This is a genomic window from Microbacterium sp. SORGH_AS_0454, assembly GCF_031453395.1.
GTDB lineage: Bacteria > Actinomycetota > Actinomycetes > Actinomycetales > Microbacteriaceae > Microbacterium.
Map to the genome: position 1 here is coordinate 540,389 of NZ_JAVIYS010000001.1, position 18,035 is coordinate 558,423.

14 protein-coding genes are annotated in these 18,035 nt (G+C 70.5%); 8 read left to right on the forward strand and 6 right to left on the reverse strand.

What is annotated here, in order from left to right:
* Positions 1-75: 75 nt before the first annotated feature.
* Both chrA and QE454_RS02510 read right to left on the reverse strand, forming a co-directional pair.
* A complete protein-coding gene (gene chrA / locus QE454_RS02505; RefSeq protein WP_307458443.1) occupies positions 76-1,269 on the reverse strand; it encodes a chromate efflux transporter in 1,194 nt (397 codons plus the stop codon).
* Between the two features lie 41 nt (positions 1,270-1,310).
* The gene (locus QE454_RS02510) at positions 1,311-2,267 is read right to left on the reverse strand and encodes a Gfo/Idh/MocA family protein (protein WP_307458440.1); all 957 of its coding nucleotides are present in this window, start codon (positions 2,265-2,267) and stop codon (positions 1,311-1,313) included.
* Positions 2,268-2,372: 105 nt separating this feature from the next.
* Here QE454_RS02510 and QE454_RS02515 point away from each other — a divergent pair, with 105 nt between their 5' ends.
* The 8 genes from QE454_RS02515 (at position 2,373) to QE454_RS02550 (ending at position 10,771) form a co-directional block, all read left to right on the forward strand.
* On the forward strand, positions 2,373-3,527 hold the full coding sequence (locus QE454_RS02515; RefSeq protein WP_307458436.1) for a polysaccharide deacetylase family protein: 1,155 nt from the start codon (positions 2,373-2,375) through the stop codon (positions 3,525-3,527).
* A 175-nt stretch (positions 3,528-3,702) separates the two neighbouring features.
* Positions 3,703-4,830: a glycosyltransferase family 2 protein gene (locus QE454_RS02520; RefSeq protein WP_307458432.1), complete on the forward strand. Its 1,128-nt coding sequence runs from the start codon at positions 3,703-3,705 to the stop codon at positions 4,828-4,830.
* A 41-nt stretch (positions 4,831-4,871) separates the two neighbouring features.
* Positions 4,872-5,129 carry a glutaredoxin domain-containing protein gene (locus QE454_RS02525; protein WP_144783037.1) on the forward strand — a complete coding sequence of 86 codons (258 nt, stop codon included), beginning with the start codon at positions 4,872-4,874 and terminating at the stop codon, positions 5,127-5,129.
* 10 nt (positions 5,130-5,139) lie between these two features.
* Entirely contained in the window at positions 5,140-6,075 is a 936-nt protein-coding gene (locus QE454_RS02530; RefSeq protein ID WP_210072446.1) for a hypothetical protein, read from the forward strand.
* Positions 6,076-6,097: 22 nt separating this feature from the next.
* A complete protein-coding gene (locus QE454_RS02535; protein ID WP_309668782.1) occupies positions 6,098-7,351 on the forward strand; it encodes an aminotransferase class V-fold PLP-dependent enzyme in 1,254 nt (417 codons plus the stop codon).
* A gap of 62 nt (positions 7,352-7,413) precedes the next feature.
* Positions 7,414-9,162 carry a sodium:proton antiporter gene (locus QE454_RS02540; RefSeq protein ID WP_210072447.1) on the forward strand — a complete coding sequence of 583 codons (1,749 nt, stop codon included), beginning with the start codon at positions 7,414-7,416 and terminating at the stop codon, positions 9,160-9,162.
* A 93-nt stretch (positions 9,163-9,255) separates the two neighbouring features.
* Positions 9,256-10,008, forward strand: a complete 753-nt coding sequence (locus QE454_RS02545; RefSeq protein WP_307458425.1) for an SDR family NAD(P)-dependent oxidoreductase — start codon at positions 9,256-9,258, stop codon at positions 10,006-10,008.
* A 286-nt stretch (positions 10,009-10,294) separates the two neighbouring features.
* A complete protein-coding gene (locus QE454_RS02550; RefSeq protein ID WP_210072449.1) occupies positions 10,295-10,771 on the forward strand; it encodes a dehydrogenase in 477 nt (158 codons plus the stop codon).
* Here QE454_RS02550 and QE454_RS02555 read toward each other — a convergent pair.
* The 4 genes from QE454_RS02555 to recQ form a co-directional block, all read right to left on the reverse strand.
* Entirely contained in the window at positions 10,735-12,588 is a 1,854-nt protein-coding gene (locus QE454_RS02555; protein WP_309668509.1) for a DEAD/DEAH box helicase, read from the reverse strand. The two genes, QE454_RS02550 and QE454_RS02555, sit on opposite strands and share 37 nt — an antisense overlap.
* Before the next feature lie 217 nt (positions 12,589-12,805).
* On the reverse strand, positions 12,806-13,381 hold the full coding sequence (locus tag QE454_RS02560; protein WP_307458422.1) for a DNA-3-methyladenine glycosylase I: 576 nt from the start codon (positions 13,379-13,381) through the stop codon (positions 12,806-12,808).
* A 97-nt stretch (positions 13,382-13,478) separates the two neighbouring features.
* Positions 13,479-15,581 carry an acyl-CoA dehydrogenase gene (locus QE454_RS02565; protein ID WP_307458420.1) on the reverse strand — a complete coding sequence of 701 codons (2,103 nt, stop codon included), beginning with the start codon at positions 15,579-15,581 and terminating at the stop codon, positions 13,479-13,481.
* Between the two features lie 378 nt (positions 15,582-15,959).
* Positions 15,960-17,999: a DNA helicase RecQ gene (gene recQ, locus QE454_RS02570; protein WP_210072453.1), complete on the reverse strand. Its 2,040-nt coding sequence runs from the start codon at positions 17,997-17,999 to the stop codon at positions 15,960-15,962.
* Positions 18,000-18,035 lie beyond the last annotated feature (36 nt).

An 18,035-nucleotide genomic window follows, 5' to 3' on the forward strand; every position in this document is an offset into this window, starting at 1 on the left:
GACGGTGCCGTGCGCTCATCCTGGCATCCGTGGGACGCGGTGTCATCCCGGACGGGACCGGCTCTCGGTCGCCGCTCAGGTGAAGACGAGCCCCACTCCCCCCGCGGCCCCCACGATCACGACCGCCCACGCCGGAACGCGGAACGCGGTGAGCAGGACGAATCCGACCGCGGCGAGCAGGAACGACCCGGGCCCGGTGACGGCGGTCGTGAAGACGGGCGTGTAGAGGGCAGCACCCAGGATGCCGACGACCGCCGCACCCGTCCCGCGCATGGCGGCCCGCACGCGGGGCCTGTCGCGCATCGCGTCCCAGAACGGCAGCACGCCGACGAGCACGAGGAACCCGGGCAGGAAGATCGCGACGAGAGCGATCGCCGCACCGGCGATGCCGCCAGGCCCGACGGACGATTCCGCGCCGAGGTAGGCGGAAAAGGCGAAGAGGGGTCCGGGCACCGCCTGTGCGGCGCCGTAGCCGGCGAGGAACGCCTGGGGCGAGACCCAGCCGGTCTCGACGACCCCGGCCTGCAGCAGGGGGAGCACGACGTGACCTCCCCCGAAGACGAGGGCGCCGGAGCGGAAGAAGGCATCGACGAGCGCAGCTGCATCCGACCCGGTCGTCGCCGCGAGGAGCGGGAGTCCCACCAGCCCGATCGCGAGGAGGACGAGGCACGTCACGGCGACGACGCGGGGAACGCCGAACGAGGGCAGAGACGGCGCGGGTGTCTCGGACGCGCCGCGCAGCAGGACGATCCCGCCCAGGAGGCCGACGGCGAGGGCACCGAGTTGCCCCGGCGCTCCGGGAACGAGCAGTGCGAGAGCCAGGCCCGCAACGGCGATGCTCGCACGCGGGGCATCGGGGGCAAGGGTGCGCGCCATGCCCCACACCGCCTGCGCGACGATCGCCACCGCCGTGATCTGCAGGCCCGAGATCACGCCCGCGGCGACCGGTCCGCCGAGCAGGGCCGCTCCCCCGGCGAACGCGACGAGGAGGATGGCGGAGGGCAGGGTGAAGGCGACGAAGGCGGCGAGCGCCCCGAAGAAACCGGCGCGTTGCAGGCCCATCGCGAAACCCACCTGGCTCGACGCGGGGCCGGGGAGGAACTGGCAGAGCGCCACCAGGTCGGCGTACGCGCGGTCGTCCATCCACTTCCGCCGCACGACCAGGTCGTCGCGGAAGTAGCCGAGATGCGCGATCGGCCCGCCGAACGAGGTGACACCGAGGCGCAGGAACGCGAAGAACACCTCGCTCACTCGACCGGGTCGCTCCACCCGCCCATCCTCACCCCGCGGGGGAAACGGCGGGTGAATCGTCACACCGACGCGGCACCCAGGATCTCGTCCACGAGACGCAGCGTGAGGCCGGTGAGACGCTGGTCGTCCGCGATGTCAGCACCGGCGACGGCGTCGCGGAAGCGCTCGACCTCTCCCACCATCGGGTTGGCCGAGGCCTCGACCTGGATCCGTTCGACATCGCCCTCGCGCGGCGACAGCGTCAGGCGCCGGGGTGCGTCGATCGCGTCGATGGACAGCGACGCCTCCTCCCCTTGGATCTCACTCGGCAGGGCGGTGTCGGTGATCTTCGACCACGCGATGTCGGCGAGGAAGCCGTCGTAGGCGGCGAGCGCGCTCCCCAGCCCGTCCGTACCCGAGGCGATGCCCACGCGGACGCCTGCGATCGAGCGCGGGGCGCCGAAAAGCCGTACCAGGGCGTGCAGCGGGTACACCCCGAGGTCACGGAGCGCGCTTCCGCCCAGAGCGGGATCGAAGATGTTCGTCTGCTCCCCCGCGAGAACGTGGTCGTAACGCGCCGACCGCTTCTCGTAGCGGAAAGAGACCCGGCGGAGCGTCCCCAGCCGCGGCAGCAGCCCGCGGACCGCCTCCAGGCCGGGGTCGTATCCCGAGCGCATCGCCTCGAGCACGACGACGCCGCGCTCGCGAGCGTGCGACACCGCGGCATCCCACTCCTGCGCCGACAGGACGGCCGGCTTCTCGACGAGCACCGGGATGCCGGCATCCACGGCTTCGCGCACCTGCTCCGCGTGCAGCGCGTTGGGGCTGGCGAGGTACACGGCATCGACGTCGGGAGCGGCGAGGAGCTCCGTGAGGCCGAGGGCGGTGTGCGGCGCCCCGATCCTGTCGGCGAAGGCTTTCGCGCGCGCGGCGTCGCGAGAGGCCACCCGCGCGATCTCGACGCCCTCGACGACGGCCACCGCCTCCGCGAAGCGCTCGGAGATGGAACTGGTCCCGACGATGCCGATGCGAGTCATGCCTTCATCATCGCGCGAGCGCCGCGCCGGGCGACGCCTCGTTCACGGAGCGGGCACGTCGCGTCGATAGGATCGCGCCGACTCACCCGTCCGACCCGAGGCACCATGAACACCACCCGAGCCGAGCACCGCCGCCGTGCCTCCCGCCGTCTTCGTCGCAAACGCACCATCAGCGCCGTCATCGCCGTCGCGCTGATCGGAGCCGGCGTCGCCGCCGTCGCCCTGACCCGCATCCCCGAGGCACCCCCCGTCACCGAGGACACCTCGGCGAGCGCGACGCCCTCGGAAACGCCGACGCCGACGCCCACACCCCTCACTCCCGCCCAGGCTCTCTTGGCCACCTCGACCGATCCGCAGTCGTGTGCCGTGTCGTTCGCGGGCGACGGGATCACGCTTGCTCCGCAGTTGCAGACGCAGGGCGTGCGCTACCAGAACCTTCCGATCCCCCGCGCCGACGGGCGCGTCTTCGCCGGGTGGTACGACGCGGCGACCGACGCCACCGCGATGACGCAGAGCGCGCGGCTGAACGGCGCCGACCTCGTCACGTGCACCGACCGGCAGCGGACGCTCCACGCGGGGTGGACGACTCCCGAGGCGAACGCTGCGGAGGCCGCCGGCATCCCGATCCTGATGTATCACCAGTTCACGCGGAACCCGAAGGGCGAGGACAACTGGCTGCGGCTGAACTACGCCTACATCGGCGACTTCGACGCGCAGATGGCGCACATCCAGCAATCGGCGTTCTATCTGCCGACCTGGGATGAGCTGAGCGCGTTCATCGACGGGCAGCTGTACCTCCCGAAGCACTCGGTGATCATCACCGACGACGATGCCGACAGCACCTGGCTCGAGATGGCGGCCCCGATCGTCAACGACCGGAAACTGCTCACCACCTCGTTCGTGATCACCTCGGCGCGTACCGAGGGGACGCCCAATCCCTTCGTCCTCCAGCGCTCGCACACTCACGACATGCATCGCGCCGGCGCCAACGGCAAGGGGCGGATGGTCAACGACGATGCCGACACGATCGCCGCGGACCTGAACCGGTCGGCTCAGATCCTCGGGGCGAAGGAAGTCGTGGCCTATCCCTTCGGTCACTACAACGACACGACGAAAGAGGGGGTACGTCGTGCGGGCTTCGAACTCGGTCGCACCATCGAACACGGGTACGTGCGCATCGGGACCGATAAACTCGCACTGCCCGTCATCCGGATGAATTACGGAATGACGGTCGACGATCTGAGAAAAGAGATCGGCTGACCCGCCGAATAGCGGAGGGCACCGCAGAAAATCCCCGCGTCACGGGCCATTTGCTAGGGTCCACCGAGGCGGGCATCCGTGATCTCCCAGGTAAGTGCGCCAGACTTTCAGATCGGGCACGCGCCGGCCGGTCCGCGCTGTTCACTTCCGTCTCACCGAGAAAACGCGAGCATCTATGGACCTTTCCGTCATCGTTCCGACCTTCAACGAGGGTCCGAACGTCGCCGAGCTCGTCCGACGAACGACCCACGCGCTGCTCGGTCGCACCATCGAGATCATCTTCGTCGACGACTCGACCGACGACACCCCCGACATCATCCGGCAGGTCGCGGCTGCAGCCGACATCCCCGTCCGTCTGATCCACCGCGACGATCCGATGGGCAGCCTCGGTGGTGCGGTGGTCGAGGGAATCCGCGCGGCGGAGTCCGAGTTCTGCGTCGTCATGGACGGCGACCTCCAGCACCCGCCCGAGGTCATCGCCGACATGCTCGCGCGCGCCGAGGTCGGCGACGCCGATGTCGTCGTCGCCTCGCGCTACGTCGCCGGTGGCACCTCCGACGGACTCGCCAACGCCGTTCGCACCACGGTCTCGCGCGCATCCACGCTGCTGACCAAGGCGATGTTCCCGCGCAAGCTCAACAACTGCACCGACCCGATGACGGGCTTCTTCCTCGTCGACCGCCGCACGCTCGACATCGAGACGCTGCAGCCGCGCGGCTTCAAGATCCTGCTCGAGATCCTCGCCCGCAAGCAGATGCGCGTCGTCGAGGTCCCGTTCTCGTTCGCACCCCGATTCGCCGGCGAGTCGAAGGCATCGTTCAGCCAGGGCATGCGCTTCCTGGTGCAGCTGACCATGCTGCGCTTCGGGCGCATGTCGGCCTTCGCCGTGGTCGGCGGCCTCGGCGCCCTGGCCAACCTCGCGATCATGTGGGCGCTTCAGGCGTTCGGCGTGCAGTACCTGCTCGCCGCGGTGATCGCGAGCATCGTCACGATCGTCGCGAACTTCATCGCCCTCGAATACCTCGTCTTCGCCGACATGCGGGCCGAGTCGGGGCTCATGCGGCATCGCTTCATCAAGTCGTTCACGTTCAACGGCGTCGAGGCGATCATCCGCATCCCCGTGATCTGGGTCCTGGTCAGCCAGGCGCACATGCCCAGTGTCATCGCGGCGGCCCTCACCCTCATCGCCGCCTTCTTCGTGCGCTTCGTCTTCCACGCCCTCGTGGTCTACGCACCCAAGAAGAGCCGTGTCGGCAAGGCCGTGCGTGCCATCGAGCCCCTCGAAGACGAAGTCACCGCCTGACTCGCGGCGCTGCTCGCCGCCCCGCGGCGTACGCTGGGAGCATGTCCTCCGACGCAACCATCCGTATGTTCGGCGCCGACTGGTGCCGTGACTGCATCCGCACGAAGAAGCAGCTCGACGAGCTCGGCATCGACTACGAGTACATCGATCTCGTGGCCGACCCCGCCGCCGCTGACGTCGCCAAAGAGATCTCCGGGCGCACCAGCATCCCCGTGGTCGTCTACCCCGACTCCAGCCACCACGTCGAGCCGTCGAACGCCGACGTCGAGACCAAGCTGCGCGAGCTGTCGCTGATCTGATCGCGCCGGTGTGACACTCTCCGCCGCGTGGCACGTGCGCCGCGCGCTCACCGCCGAGGCGGGAACCGCGTTGCCCGCGTTCGTCGATCACCACGTGCATCTGCACCTGATCGACTCCACCTCGCTGGCTCGGCGGGGGATCGCCGCCGTCGTTGACCTCGGCGGCGATCCCTTCGCACTCGCTCGACGGCCGCAGGGCCTTCCCCGCACCGCGTTCGCCGGGGCGTTCCTCACCGTTCCCGGTGGGTACCCCGACGGCCGGTCCTGGGCTCCCCGGTCGATCGTGAGATTCGTCACCGACGCCTCACGGCATCCGGGGATCGAGGGCGGCGCGCGCACCGCGGTGGACGAGCAGGCGGATGCCGGGGCCTCGGTCATCAAGGTCGCGCTCCATGCCGACGCCGGACCGGTGATCTCTGACGACGCCCTCGCCGCCGTGGTCGCCTCGGCCGCCGAACGGGGTCTGCCCGTCGTCGCGCACGCCCAGGGACCCGGGCAGGTGGACCGCGCGATCGAGGCGGGCGTCTCCGTGCTCGCGCACACGCCCTTCGACGCTCCGGTCGCGCGGCGCACCCTGGCGCGAGCCGTCGCCGCGGGACAGGCCTGGATCTCGACGCTCGACATCCACCGCGGCGCCGACCGTGAGCGCGCGATCGCCAACCTGCGCGCCTTCGCGGCGCGGGGCGGACGCGTGCTCTATGGAACCGACCTGGGCAACGGCTCCCTCCCCGTCGGCGTGAACCGCCGCGAGCTGCTCGCGATGACCGAGGCGGGTGTGCGCGGGGACGCCCTCGTGGCCGCGCTCACCGACCCCTGGCCCCGCACCACCCCCATCGACGCCGTGTCGAGCTTCGTCGCCGGCGACACCCCCACCGACGACGAGGTCGCGACGTGGCTGAGCCGCGCCAGCGTCGTACCGACCGAGGAGCTGACCCGTGTCGACTGACCCCTCCCCCGACTTCGGCTCCGTGGACCCGCTCGAGCCTCCCCACCACAGCTTCCGGGCCGAGGCGCAGCGCCTCGACGCCGCCGACCCCCTGGCACCTCACCGCGACGCGTTCGTCGGCAGCGAGAGCCCGCTGGTCTACTTCGACGGCAACTCGCTGGGTCGCCCGCCCCGCGCCACCGCCGACCGGCTCGCGCGCTTCGTCACCGACGAGTGGGGCGGCCGCCTCATCCGCGGGTGGGATGAAGCGTGGATGGAGCTCCCCTTCGTCATCGGCGATCGGATCGGAGCACTGGCGCTGGGCGCGGCATCCGGTCAGACCGTCATCGGCGACTCGACCACCGTGCTGCTGTACAAGATGCTGCGCGCGGCCCTCGACGCGCAGACGGCCCGCGACCCCGAGCGCGTCGAGATCGTCGTCGGGCGAGACGACTTCCCCACCGATCGTTACCTCGTCGAGGGCATCGCCGCCGAGCGGGGAGCGCGCGTGGTCTGGATCGACGTCGACACGACACGGGGAGTGGATGCCGACCTGCTCCGCGCCGCGGTCGGATCCCGCACCGCGGTGGTCCTGCTGAGCCACGTCTCGTACCGTTCGGGCTTCCTCGCCGACGGCGCCGAGCTCACAGCGATCGCCCGCCGCGCCGGCGCGCTCGTCCTGTGGGACCTCTGCCACTCGGCGGGTTCGGTCCCGGTCGAGCTCGACGCGTGGGGCGCAGATCTCGCGGTCGGCTGCACCTACAAGTACCTCAACGGTGGACCCGGGTCGCCCGCCTTCGCCTACGTCGCCGCGCGTCATCACGCCACGCTGACCCAGCCCGTGCAGGGGTGGATGGGTGCCGCCGACGTCTTCTCGATGGGCCCGCGATACCGCCCCGCCGAGGGCATGCGCCGCTTCCTCTCCGGCACCCCTCCCGTGCTCGCCATGATCGCGATGCAGGACACCCTCGACCTCCTCGCCGACGCCCGTATCGCGGCGGTACGCGCGAAGTCGGTTGCGCTCACCGAGTTCGCGGTGCGGGTGGCCGATGGCATCCTGAGTCCGCTCGGCGTGCGTCTCGCCTCGCCGCGCGACCCGGCAGAGCGCGGCGGACACGTGACGCTCTCGCACCCCGCGATGCGGGCCGTGACCGCACGCCTGTGGAAGGACGATGTCATCCCCGACTATCGCGACCCGCACGGGCTTCGGATCGGTCTCTCGCCGCTGTCCACGAGCTTCACCGAAACCCTGGCGGGAATGCAGGCCGTGGCTGCGGCGGTGCGCGCCGAGAGCTGAGTCTCAGCCTGTTGCCACCTCATCGATCGGGGCCGCCACGCACGGACGGCTAGCCTCGGAGGATGATCGATCCCCTCCTCCTCGTCCTCGCCGGGGTGGTGGTCGTCGCTCTCGCCACGGTGATCGGGCCGCGTTTCAACGTCGCCGGGCCTCTCGTCCTGCTCGCCATCGGCGCGGGGGTGAGCCTGCTGCCGTTCGTCGCGCCCTTCTCGGTGAACCCCGAGGTCATCCTCGTCGGAGTGCTTCCGCCGCTGCTGTACTCCGCGGCGGTGCAGGTGCCCGCCATCGAATTCCGCCGCGACTTCGCGCCCATCGCCGGACTCTCGGTGCTCTTGGTCGTGTTCAGCTCTCTCGTTCTCGGCCTCTTCTTCTGGGCCGTCATCCCGGGTCTCGGCCTCGCCCTCGCCATCGCCCTGGGCGCGATCCTGAGTCCCACGGATGCCGTAGCCACCTCGATCGCCAAGCGCTTGGGCATCTCGCCTCGCGTGGTGACGATGCTCGAGGGCGAGAGTCTGCTCAATGACGCCACGGCGCTCGTCCTCCTGCGCACGGCCGTGGCCGCCGTGGCATCCGGTTTCGCGTTCGGCGACGCCCTCGCCGACTTCGCCTGGGCCGTCGTCATCGCGCTCGTGCTCGGCGCGGTGATCGGGTGGGTGAACCTGCGCGTGCGGGAACGTGTGTCGAACTCCGCGGCGAACACGGCGCTGAGCTTCACGATCCCGTTCCTCGCCTATCTGCCGACCGAACACCTGGGTGGGTCGGGCCTGGTCGCGGCGGTGGTCGCGGGCATCGTCACGGGTCAGGGAGCCGCGCGGCGGTTCACGCCCGAGCAGCGCATCAGCGATCGCCTGAACTGGCGCACCGTCGAGTTGATCCTCGAGGGCGGCGTCTTCCTCGTCTTCGGTCTCGAGCTGAAGGACATCGTCGTCGCCAACCTCCGAGAGCACGAGGGGCTCTGGCACGGCACCTGGTTGGCGCTGTCGGCTCTCGGCATCGTGCTGCTCGTGCGCGCGCTCTACGTCGCGGGCCTGATCGGCCTCCAGGCCCGACGCAGCCGCCGCCACGCCCGCCACCAGGACCGGATCGAAGGCGCGCAGGATCGGCTCGATCGTTTCGAACAGGCCTACCGCGAAGCGCCCGAGCAGTTCGGCGAGCGCGGCGCCGACCCCGCCCGGACCGAGCGGCGCATCGGGTGGATGCGCTCGCGCATCTCGCGCACGATGGCGGATCTCGATTACTACCGCGACTCCCCGCTCACCGCGCGCCACGGCGCGGTGATCGTGTGGGCCGGCATGAGGGGCGTCGTGACGCTGGCGGCGGCTCAGACACTGCCGGAGGGCACGACGCAGCGTCCCCTGCTGATCTTCGTCGCGTTCCTCGTGGCGCTGTTCAGCCTGGTGCTGCAGGGGCTGACACTGTCGCCGGTCGTGCGGTCCGTCGGCCTCTCCGGCGACGGCGGCGAGGGCCCCTCGCACGACGAGCAGCGGGCCCTCACGTCGGAGCTCCGAGATGCCGCGAGTGCGGCCGTGCAATCGGGTTCGCTCGCCCGGCGTAACGGCGACCCCTTCCCCGCCGACCTGATCGAGCAGGCCGGCGCGCGTCTCGTGCAGCCACCCGACGACGACGCGACCGTGCGTCGTCGCGACCTGCTCGAACTGCGGCTCGCCTCGATCGAGGCGATGCGCAAGCGACTGCAAGACGTGAGCCGAGACGGGCGCTTCAGCACCGCGGCCCTGCGTCACGCGCTCGCCGAGCTCGATGCCGATCAGCTGAGCCTCGAGCTGCGCCTCGGCGACGACGACGGCGACTGAGGCGGAATACCGCGCGCCCGGGGATCGTTTTCATTCACGCGCATGCGGTCACCGCGAAAGCCGGGGCGACTCGACGGCGAGAGAGAAGCACCCATGAGCAGGTTCACTCGGAAAGTCGCCCTCGTCACCGGCGGAGGAAGCGGAATCGGAGCCGCGATCGCGCGGCAGCTCGGCCGGGAGGGCGCGTCGGTGGTCGTCACCGATATCAACCTGGATGCCGCGGAGCGCGTCGCCCAGGAGATCACCGTCGTCGGAGGTAGCGCCACCGCGTTCGCCCAGAACACCGCGAAGTGGCAGGACTCCGAGTCTGCCGTCGAGTTCGCGAAGAAGACCTACGGCGCTCTTCACCTCGCCGTGAACAACGCCGGCATCGGCGCCGCGCCCCAGAACATCGGCGACTACGACATCGAGGCGTGGGATCGCGTGCGCGCCGTCGACCTCGATGGCGTCTTCTACGGGCTCCGATTCCAGCTCCCCGCGATCGTGGCCTCCGGGGGCGGAGCGGTCGTGAACATGGCATCCGTGCTGGGTTCCGTGGGCCTCGCCCAGAACGCCGCATACGTCGCGAGCAAGCACGCCCTCGTGGGCCTGACGAAGGTCGCGGCCCTGGAGTACACCGCCCAGGGCGTCCGCACGAACGCCGTCGGCCCCGGCTTCATCGACACCCCTCTCGTGCGTTCGGGGCTCTCGCCCGAGGCGCTGACCCACCTGGAGGGCGAGCACGCGACGGGCCGGCTCGGCACCGACACCGAGGTCGCCGCGCTCACCCTGTTCCTCCTGAGCGACGAGGCCTCGTTCATCTCGGGCAGCTACCACCTCGTCGACGGCGGCTACTCCGCCCACTGAGCCGACCGCGTGCGGGCCCGGCGCGCACACGGCGGGCCCACCGTACGTTCCGGAGTCCGTGTCCCACTTCGTGCCGCCTGCGGCGGCGGGGCCGCACCTCGTGGGACATGCCAGCGTCAGGGGGCGCATGAGCGTCGCAGGCGAGCCGTGCCCCTTTGCGCCGCCGGGAAGGTGGCAGGCCGCACCTTGCGCGACATGCCGGCGACGGGGAACGGTACATCGCTCCCCGAAGCAGCGGGCGGGACGTTTCGCAGGATCATGCGGCAGAATGAACGCGGAGGTTTCCATGAGCGATCCGATCCCGACGATGCCGTCATCTGCGGATGCCGCCGGGACCAGCCCCGTGCCGCTCGCGCACGCGGCGGCCGAGTGCCCGAAATGCTTCACCGAGCTGCAGAGCGACCGTGATTGGTGGCGTGCGCGGCCCGCGGGCTCACGCCTGGTCGGGCTGGTGGTCTCGCGCCCCGACATGGAGACCGTCAAGCAGCAGCGCGACGACCTCACACGTTTCGGCGTGCCGATCGAGGGCTTCCGTCACCCCGCGCCCGAGACGCTCGAGGGCTGGGCGAACCGGCTCGACCGCTTCTTCGGGACGCTGACCCGTGGCGATGTGCTCGTCGTCGCGAGCATCCACGCGCTCGGGCTGACGCGCGAAGACGAGACCCGCGCGGTCGCCGATCTCCGTCGGCGCGGCGTCATCGTCAAGGTGCTCTCGCACGGCGACCGTCACCTGCACGACGCGACGCTTCCCCCGCGCGGCTGAGGGCCGGCGCGCCGTCGACCCCGGGCCGTCAGGCGGAGTCCGGGCCGAAACGCCGGGCCCATGGCATCCTGAACCGGTGCGTCGGAACCGCACTCCGCGAGACGGCACGCGACCCGGCCCCGGCGGCCACGGCATCCTGAACCGGTGCGTCGGAACCGCACTCCGCGAGACGGCACCCGACCCCGCCCCGGCGCCCACTTCACATGACCGTCCGTAGACGCGACGGTGCCCCCGTGGACGAATCCACGGGGGCACCGAGAAGCAGGGATCAGCCCTGGGCGCGACGGTTGGTGCGGGGGCTGCGTGCTCCCACGACCATGCCCGTCGTCGGGCTGCCGGGATGCCGAGCGGCCCGCACCCTGTGAACGCGAAGCGCCCGCACCGGCACGCTGTCCGCCACCGGCACCCGCACCGCGACCGGCGCCGGAACGCTGGCCCTGTCCACGGCCGCCCTGGGGCGCGTGACCGGCTGCGGCGGGAGCGTCGGTCGACTGGCCACCGGCACCACGGCCACGACGACGGCGTCCGCCACCGGCGGAGGCGGCATCCCCACCCTGCGCGCGCTCGGCGCGCTTGCGCTGAGCGTTGGCGCCCTGCGAGCGTCCCCCACCCTGCGGCTGAGCGACGACCGGCTCGGGCTTGACGTACGGGGCGACCTCGCCGACGAGGGCGACGACCTCGGGAGAGGTCGGGGTCACCGCGGTGGGCGTGGCCGAGATCTTGGCCTTGCGGAGGATGTCGAGGGTGTCACGACGCTGCTCGGGGAGCATGATCGTGACGACGTCGCCGGCGGTACCGGCGCGCGCCGTACGACCCGAGCGGTGCAGGTACGCCTTGTGCTCGACGGGCGGGTCGACGTGGACGACGAGCTCGACGCCGTCGACGTGCACGCCGCGGGCGGCGACGTCGGTGGCGACGAGGACCTTGGCGCGGCCGTCGCCGAAGGCGGCGAGGTTGCGGTCGCGCTGCGGCTGCGACAGGTTGCCGTGCAGGTCGACCGAGGGGATGCCGGCTGCGGTGAGCGCCTTGGCGAGCTTCTTGGCCTGGTGCTTGGTGCGCATGAAGAGGATGCGACGGGCGGTGCCCGAGGCGAGCGTCTGCACGAGGTCCTTCTTCGCGTCGGCATCGGCGGGGGCGAAGACGTGGTGGGTCATGGCCGCGACGTGCGAGTGCGCCTCGTCGACCGAGTGCAGGACCTCGTTGCGCAAGAAGCGCTTCACCAACTTGTCGACGCCGTTGTCGAGCGTCGCCGAGAACAGCAGACGCTGTCCGCCGGCGGGCGTGCGCGACAGCAGGCGCGTGACGCCCGGCAGGAAGCCGAGGTCGGCCATGTGGTCGGCCTCGTCGAGCACGGTGATCTCGACGTCATCGAGGCTCGCGTGGCCCTGACCGATGAGGTCTTCGAGGCGACCGGGGCACGCGACGAGGATGTCGACACCGCCGTTGAACGCGTCGACCTGACGCTTCTGGTTGACGCCGCCGTAGACGGTGGTGGTGACCAGGCCATAGGCCGCGGCGAGGGGCTTGATGACCTCGTCGATCTGGTTCGCGAGCTCACGGGTGGGGGCGAGCACGAGCGCGCGGGGCTTGCGGCCACGGCGACGGTCGTTCTTGCCGGCGAGACGCGCGACGAGGGGCAGGGAGAAGGCGAGGGTCTTTCCCGAGCCGGTCTTGCCGCGACCGAGCACATCGCGCCCGGCGAGCGTGTCGGGCAGGGTGTCGGCCTGGATGGGGAACGCGTCGTTCTTGCCCTGCGAGGCGAGAACGTCGACGAGGGGGGCGGGCACGCCGAGGTCGGCGAAAGTCTGGGACGTCATGAATACTCCAGCCGCGGCGCACGCGCGCACGGCGATTCGGGATGCCGCGATGCTGCGGCTGCATGGGCGAAGGCGCCGGGTGGCGCATCCGTTCGCCGTGAAGGTCAAAGGCCCGAGAAGAAGGGGCCGGTGCGTTCGACGACGCTGGGAGCGAAAGCTCCACGTTGCAGTCTACCCGTGCGAGGCGGCCCGGAGCACATCGACCCCGCCGAACCGGTCAGGAGGCGGCGGCGCGCCAGCACCCGGCGACGTGGTCGTCGACCATGCCCGAGGACTGCATGAGCGCGTACATGGTGGTGGGACCGACGAACCGGAAGCCACGGCGACGCAGTTCTTTGCTCATCGCGGTCGACTCCGGTGTCACCGCGGGAACCTCGGCGAAGGTCGCCGGCGGCGTGTGCTCCGCGGGCGCGAAGGACCACAGCAGGGCATCGAGCTCGCCCTCCCCCATCCCGGTGACCAGGGCGGCGTTGCCGATCACGGCCTCGATCTTCGCGCGGTTGCGGACGATGCCGGCATCTTGCATCAGACGCTCGATGTCATCGGACCCGAAAGCCGCGACCGCCGCGGGGTCGAAGTCGAGGAAGACCTCGCGGAAGCGCGGGCGTTTGCGAAGGATCGTGATCCAGGCGAGACCGGCCTGAAAGCCCTCGAGACTCATCTTCTCGAACAACCTGCGGTCACCGCGAAGGGCGGTGCCCCACTCTTCGTCGTGGTACCGCTGGTACTCGGCATCGGCACCTGCCCACGCGCAGCGAGCGGTGCCGTCGACGCCGATCAGAAGGTCGCTCATCCCCCCAGGCTAGAGCGGAGCTCCGACATCGCTCTGCGCGAGTCGGAGCGCGAAGCGGACGGCGGTGCCCCCCTCTGACCACCGCCCGCCTCGCGCGTCACTTGGCGGGCTTCTTCTCCGGGATCGGAGCGGTGCCCGCGGCCTTCTGCGCGGCGTAGTACGCCGCAGCCTCGTTCTGACGGTCGTTCTCGACACCCGATGCGATGGAGGCGCGGATGTGCTCGGGACCGTAGCCGAAGGCGTCGACGAGGTCCTGCGCGTGCGGGCGGAGACGAGCGCAGAGCCGGTCGATGTAGCTCGACACGGCCGCACCCCGCTGCGCCGAGAGGCGCCCGTTGATGAGGTACCAGGCGAGGTGCTTCTCGACGAGCTGGAGGCCGAAGAGATCGCGCAACCAGGTCAGCACCGTGAGGGTGTCGCGGTCGGTGACGCGGTTGATGGCGTCGGTGAACGCCTCCCATTGCAGCAACTCACCGTGGGCACGCGCGGCCTCGATCAGCTGCGCCTGGTTCTCGTTGAACAGCGCGGCCGCGTCTTCACGGGAGAGCTTGGATGCCGGGCGCAGACGCCCCGCGATGTCGGCGATCATCTGCTGCACGCGACCGGCGAGCAACTCGTGCTGCTGTTCGGCACGCAGGCCCTTCTCGACGGAGCGGGCGGTCGAACCGAAGTCGCTGACGGCCTGACCGAGCTGGCGCATTCCGGCACCGTGGAAGAGCTTGCCGGCGGTCTGACCGACCGCGAAGGCGGCGAGCTGCTTGGCATCCTTGCCCTTGAACTGCTTCGCGTAATCGGCGAGCAGTCGCTTGCCGACGAGCTGCAGCAGGATGTTGTTGTCGCCCTCGAAAGTGACGTAGATGTCGAGGTCGGCGCGCAGGCCCACAAGACGGTTCTCGAAGAGGAACCCCTGGCCGCCGCACGCTTCGCGAGACTCCTGCAGTGTGTCGAGGGCGTGCCAGGTCGACAACGGCTTGAGAGCGGCGGCGAGCGTCTCGAGGTCTTCGCGATCGGCGTCCGTGTCGAGGCGCCCGCTGAAGACCCCGTCGAACTTCTGCAGGAACTCGTCGTGCGCGAAGATCTCGGCGTAGGTCGTCGCCAGACGCGGCAGCAGCCGACGCTGGTGCTTGCCGTAGTCGAGCAGGGTGACCTCGGGGGTGCCGTTGCCCGAGTCGAACTGGCGCCGCTGGTTGCCGTAGGTGACGGCGATGATGAGGCCGATGGCCGAGGCCCACGCGGCGGCCCCGTCGAGCGAGACGCGGCCCTGGACGAGCGTGCCGAGCATGGTGAAGAAGCGACGGCCGGGGCTGGCGATGTCGCTCGAGTACGTTCCGTCGGCGGCGACGTCACCGTAGCGGTTGAGCAGGTTCGTGCGGGGGACGCGCACCTGGTCGAAGTGCAGGCGTCCGTTGTCGATGCCGTTCAGCCCGCCCTTGAGGCCGTCGTCCTCGCCGCCGATACCGGGGAGGAAATCGCCTTCTTCGTTGCGCAGGGGCACGTAGAAGCAGTGCACGCCGTGGTTGACGCCCCGCGTGATGAGCTGGGCGAACACGGTGGCCGCCTTGCCATGGAGGGCGGCGTTGCCGAGATAGTCCTTCCACGCCCCGCGGAACGGCGTGTGGATGACGAACTCCTCGGTCTCGGGGTCGTACGTCGCGGTGGTGCCGATCGCCGAGACATCGGATCCGTGACCGGTCTCGGTCATCGCGAAGGCGCCCGGGATCTCGAGGCTCATGATGCCCGGAAGCCACTTGTCGTGGTGCTCGCGGGTACCGAGCTGGAGAACGGCCGAACCGAAGAGTCCCCACTGCACGCCGGACTTGATCTGCAGGCTGGGGTCGGCGGCGACGAGCTCCTCGAAGCCCGCGATGTTGGCACCGTTGTTCTCTTCGCCCCCCAGGCGCTTGGGGAACGCGCGGTGCACGGCCTTGTTCTGAACGAGCAGGTGCAGCTGGCTGAGCGTGCGCTCGCGGTGCGCGTCCATTCCCAAGCTGTCGTCGCGCCACAGCGCGGGGTCCTTGATCATCTCGCGCGCCTGGCGGCGGGTATCACCCCAGGTACCGAGCAGGAGGTCGGTGACACGCTCGGTGTCGATGCGGCCTTCGGCCGCTTCGGCGGCGGTGTGCGGCGCGGTGGGCGCGCCTCCGACGGGAGTACGCGTGCTCGTGGCGGGCGTGGTGGGACGGACGGCGGCGTCGGTCATTCTCGGCACCTTTCGACGTTGCAAAGGACGCTTCATACGGTAGGTCTTCCACAACGTGCACCCAAACAACCTGTGAGATGTGCACAACGACCCCGCGTCCCGTTTCGACGAGTCGTTGTGGGTGGTCAACATTCCCGTGAGCGCGCTGAGCGCGGCGGACGCCGTGGGGCCGGCGCGTACCGCGCGCCCGGGTCGCGCGGTCGAGCCCTCGAGACTGCATCTCGCTGACGAGTCGGTGGCGAGGTGTCGCCGGTTTGTCAGCGAGATGCCGTTTCGCAGTAGCTCGCGGCGGGAGCAGGGCCCGAGCGAAGGCGCGCGACCGCGGCGGGATCCGGGCCGCCCGGTACGGGGCGTCCAGACCACCCGGGCGCGGCGCCGTCAGTTCGCGGCGACCACCGTCAGGATGCCGTCGCCATACGCCTCGCGCTTCTTGGCGCCGATGCCGGTGATCCCGTCGAGGTCGCCCACGGAGCTCGGGCGTGCGGCCGCGATCGCCCGCAGGGTGGCGTCGCCGAACACGATGTACGCGGGGACGCCCTGCTCGCGCGCTTTCTCGGCACGCCATGCGCGCAGCGCCTCGAACAGGTCGCGGTCACCGGCGGCCACGTCGTCGGCGCTGCTTTTGCGTGCGCGACTCGAGCCACCGCCGCCGCCCGTGCGACCGAGGGCATCGCGACGAAGCGGCACCGCGGTCTCACCGCGCAGGACACCGGCGGATGCCTCGCTGAGGGCGAGGGTGCCGTAGTCGCCCTGGGCCGCGATGATCCCGCGCGCCAGGAGCTGACGGATGACGCTGCGCCAGTCCTGGTCCGACAGGTCGGCCCCGAGCCCGTAGGTGCTGAGCCGATCGTGTCCCTGCTGGGCGATGCGCTCCGTCTTCGCACCGCGGAGGATGTCGATCAGATGGCCCGCGCCGAAGGCCTGACCACGCTCGCGCTGGAGGCGCACGATCGTCGACAGCAGCTTCTGCGCCGCGACGAGGCCGTCCCACGTGTCGGGCGGGGTGAGACAGGTGTCGCAGTTGCCGCACGGCTCGGATCGCTGCCCGAAGTAGTCGAGGAGGTTCTGCCGTCGGCATCCGACCGTCTCGCACAGGGCCAGCATCGCGTCGAGGTGCTGCCCGAGCCTCATCTTGTACGAACGGTCGCCGGGCGACTGATCGATCATGCGGCGCTGCTGTACGACGTCGCCGAGCCCGTAGGCCATCCACACGGTCGACGGGTCGCCGTCGCGGCCGGCGCGACCGGTCTCCTGGTAGTAGCCCTCGACGGACTTGGGCAGGTCGATGTGAGCGACGAAGCGCACGTCGGGCTTGTCGATGCCCATGCCGAAGGCGATCGTGGCGACCATGATGACGCCGTCGTCGCGGAGGAACCGTGACTGGTTCGCTGCGCGCACCGAGGCGTCGAGACCCGCGTGATACGGCAGGGCGTCGAGACCCTGCGAGCTGAGGTAGGCCGCCGTCTGCTCGACGCTCTTACGGCTCAGGGCGTAGACGATGCCCGCAGAGCCCTCGGGCTGCGACCGGATGAATTGGACGAGCTGGCGACGCGGATCGACCTTGGCGTCGATGCGGTACTGGATGTTGGGGCGGTCGAAGCTGGCGACGAACCCGCGGGCGTCGCGCAGGCGCAGACGCTCGACGATCTCTTGGGCGGTGGCCGGGGTGGCCGTCGCCGTGAGCGCCATGCGCGGGACGTCGGGGAAGCGGTCGGCGAGGTCGCCCAGGGCGAGGTAGTCGGGCCGGAAGTCGTGGCCCCACTGCGACACGCAGTGCGCTTCGTCGATGGCGATGACGCTGAGGCGACCGCGAGCGAGAAACGCGAGGGTCTGCGCGCCGTTGAGCCGCTCGGGGGCGACGTAGAGCAGGTCGAGTTCTCCGGCGAGGTAGGCCTGCTCGACGGCCTGCCGCTCGGCGGGCGCCTGTGTCGAGTTGAGGTAGCCCGCGCGAACGCCGTTGGCGATCAGGGCCTCTACCTGGTCGTGCATGAGCGCGATCAGCGGGCTGACCACGAGGCCGGTGCCCGGCCGCACGAGCGCGGGCACCTGGTACGTGACGCTCTTGCCGCCGCCGGTCGGCATGAGCACGACGGCGTCTCCGCCGCCGACCACGTGCTGCACGATCTCGGCCTGGTCGCCGCGGAAGGCGTCGTACCCGTAGACCTCGTGCAGGACCTCGCGCGGGTCGCGACCCGTGAAGTCGCGGACGGCGGGGAGCTCTCGTGCGGTGCCGGTGACCGCGGCGGCACGAGCGAATGACGACGACGGGTCGACGGGCGGCGGCGGCGCGTCGAAGTCCTCGGGAGGTGCGAACTGGTCGGGGTCCCAATCGGCCCCGGCATAGGGATCTTCGGGGAGGTCGTACGGCTCGGGCGGCGCGTCGGCGTACGACTCGGATGCGGCGCCGGGATAACTCACCCCCCAACGGTAACCCGGGCCACCGACACGCACACC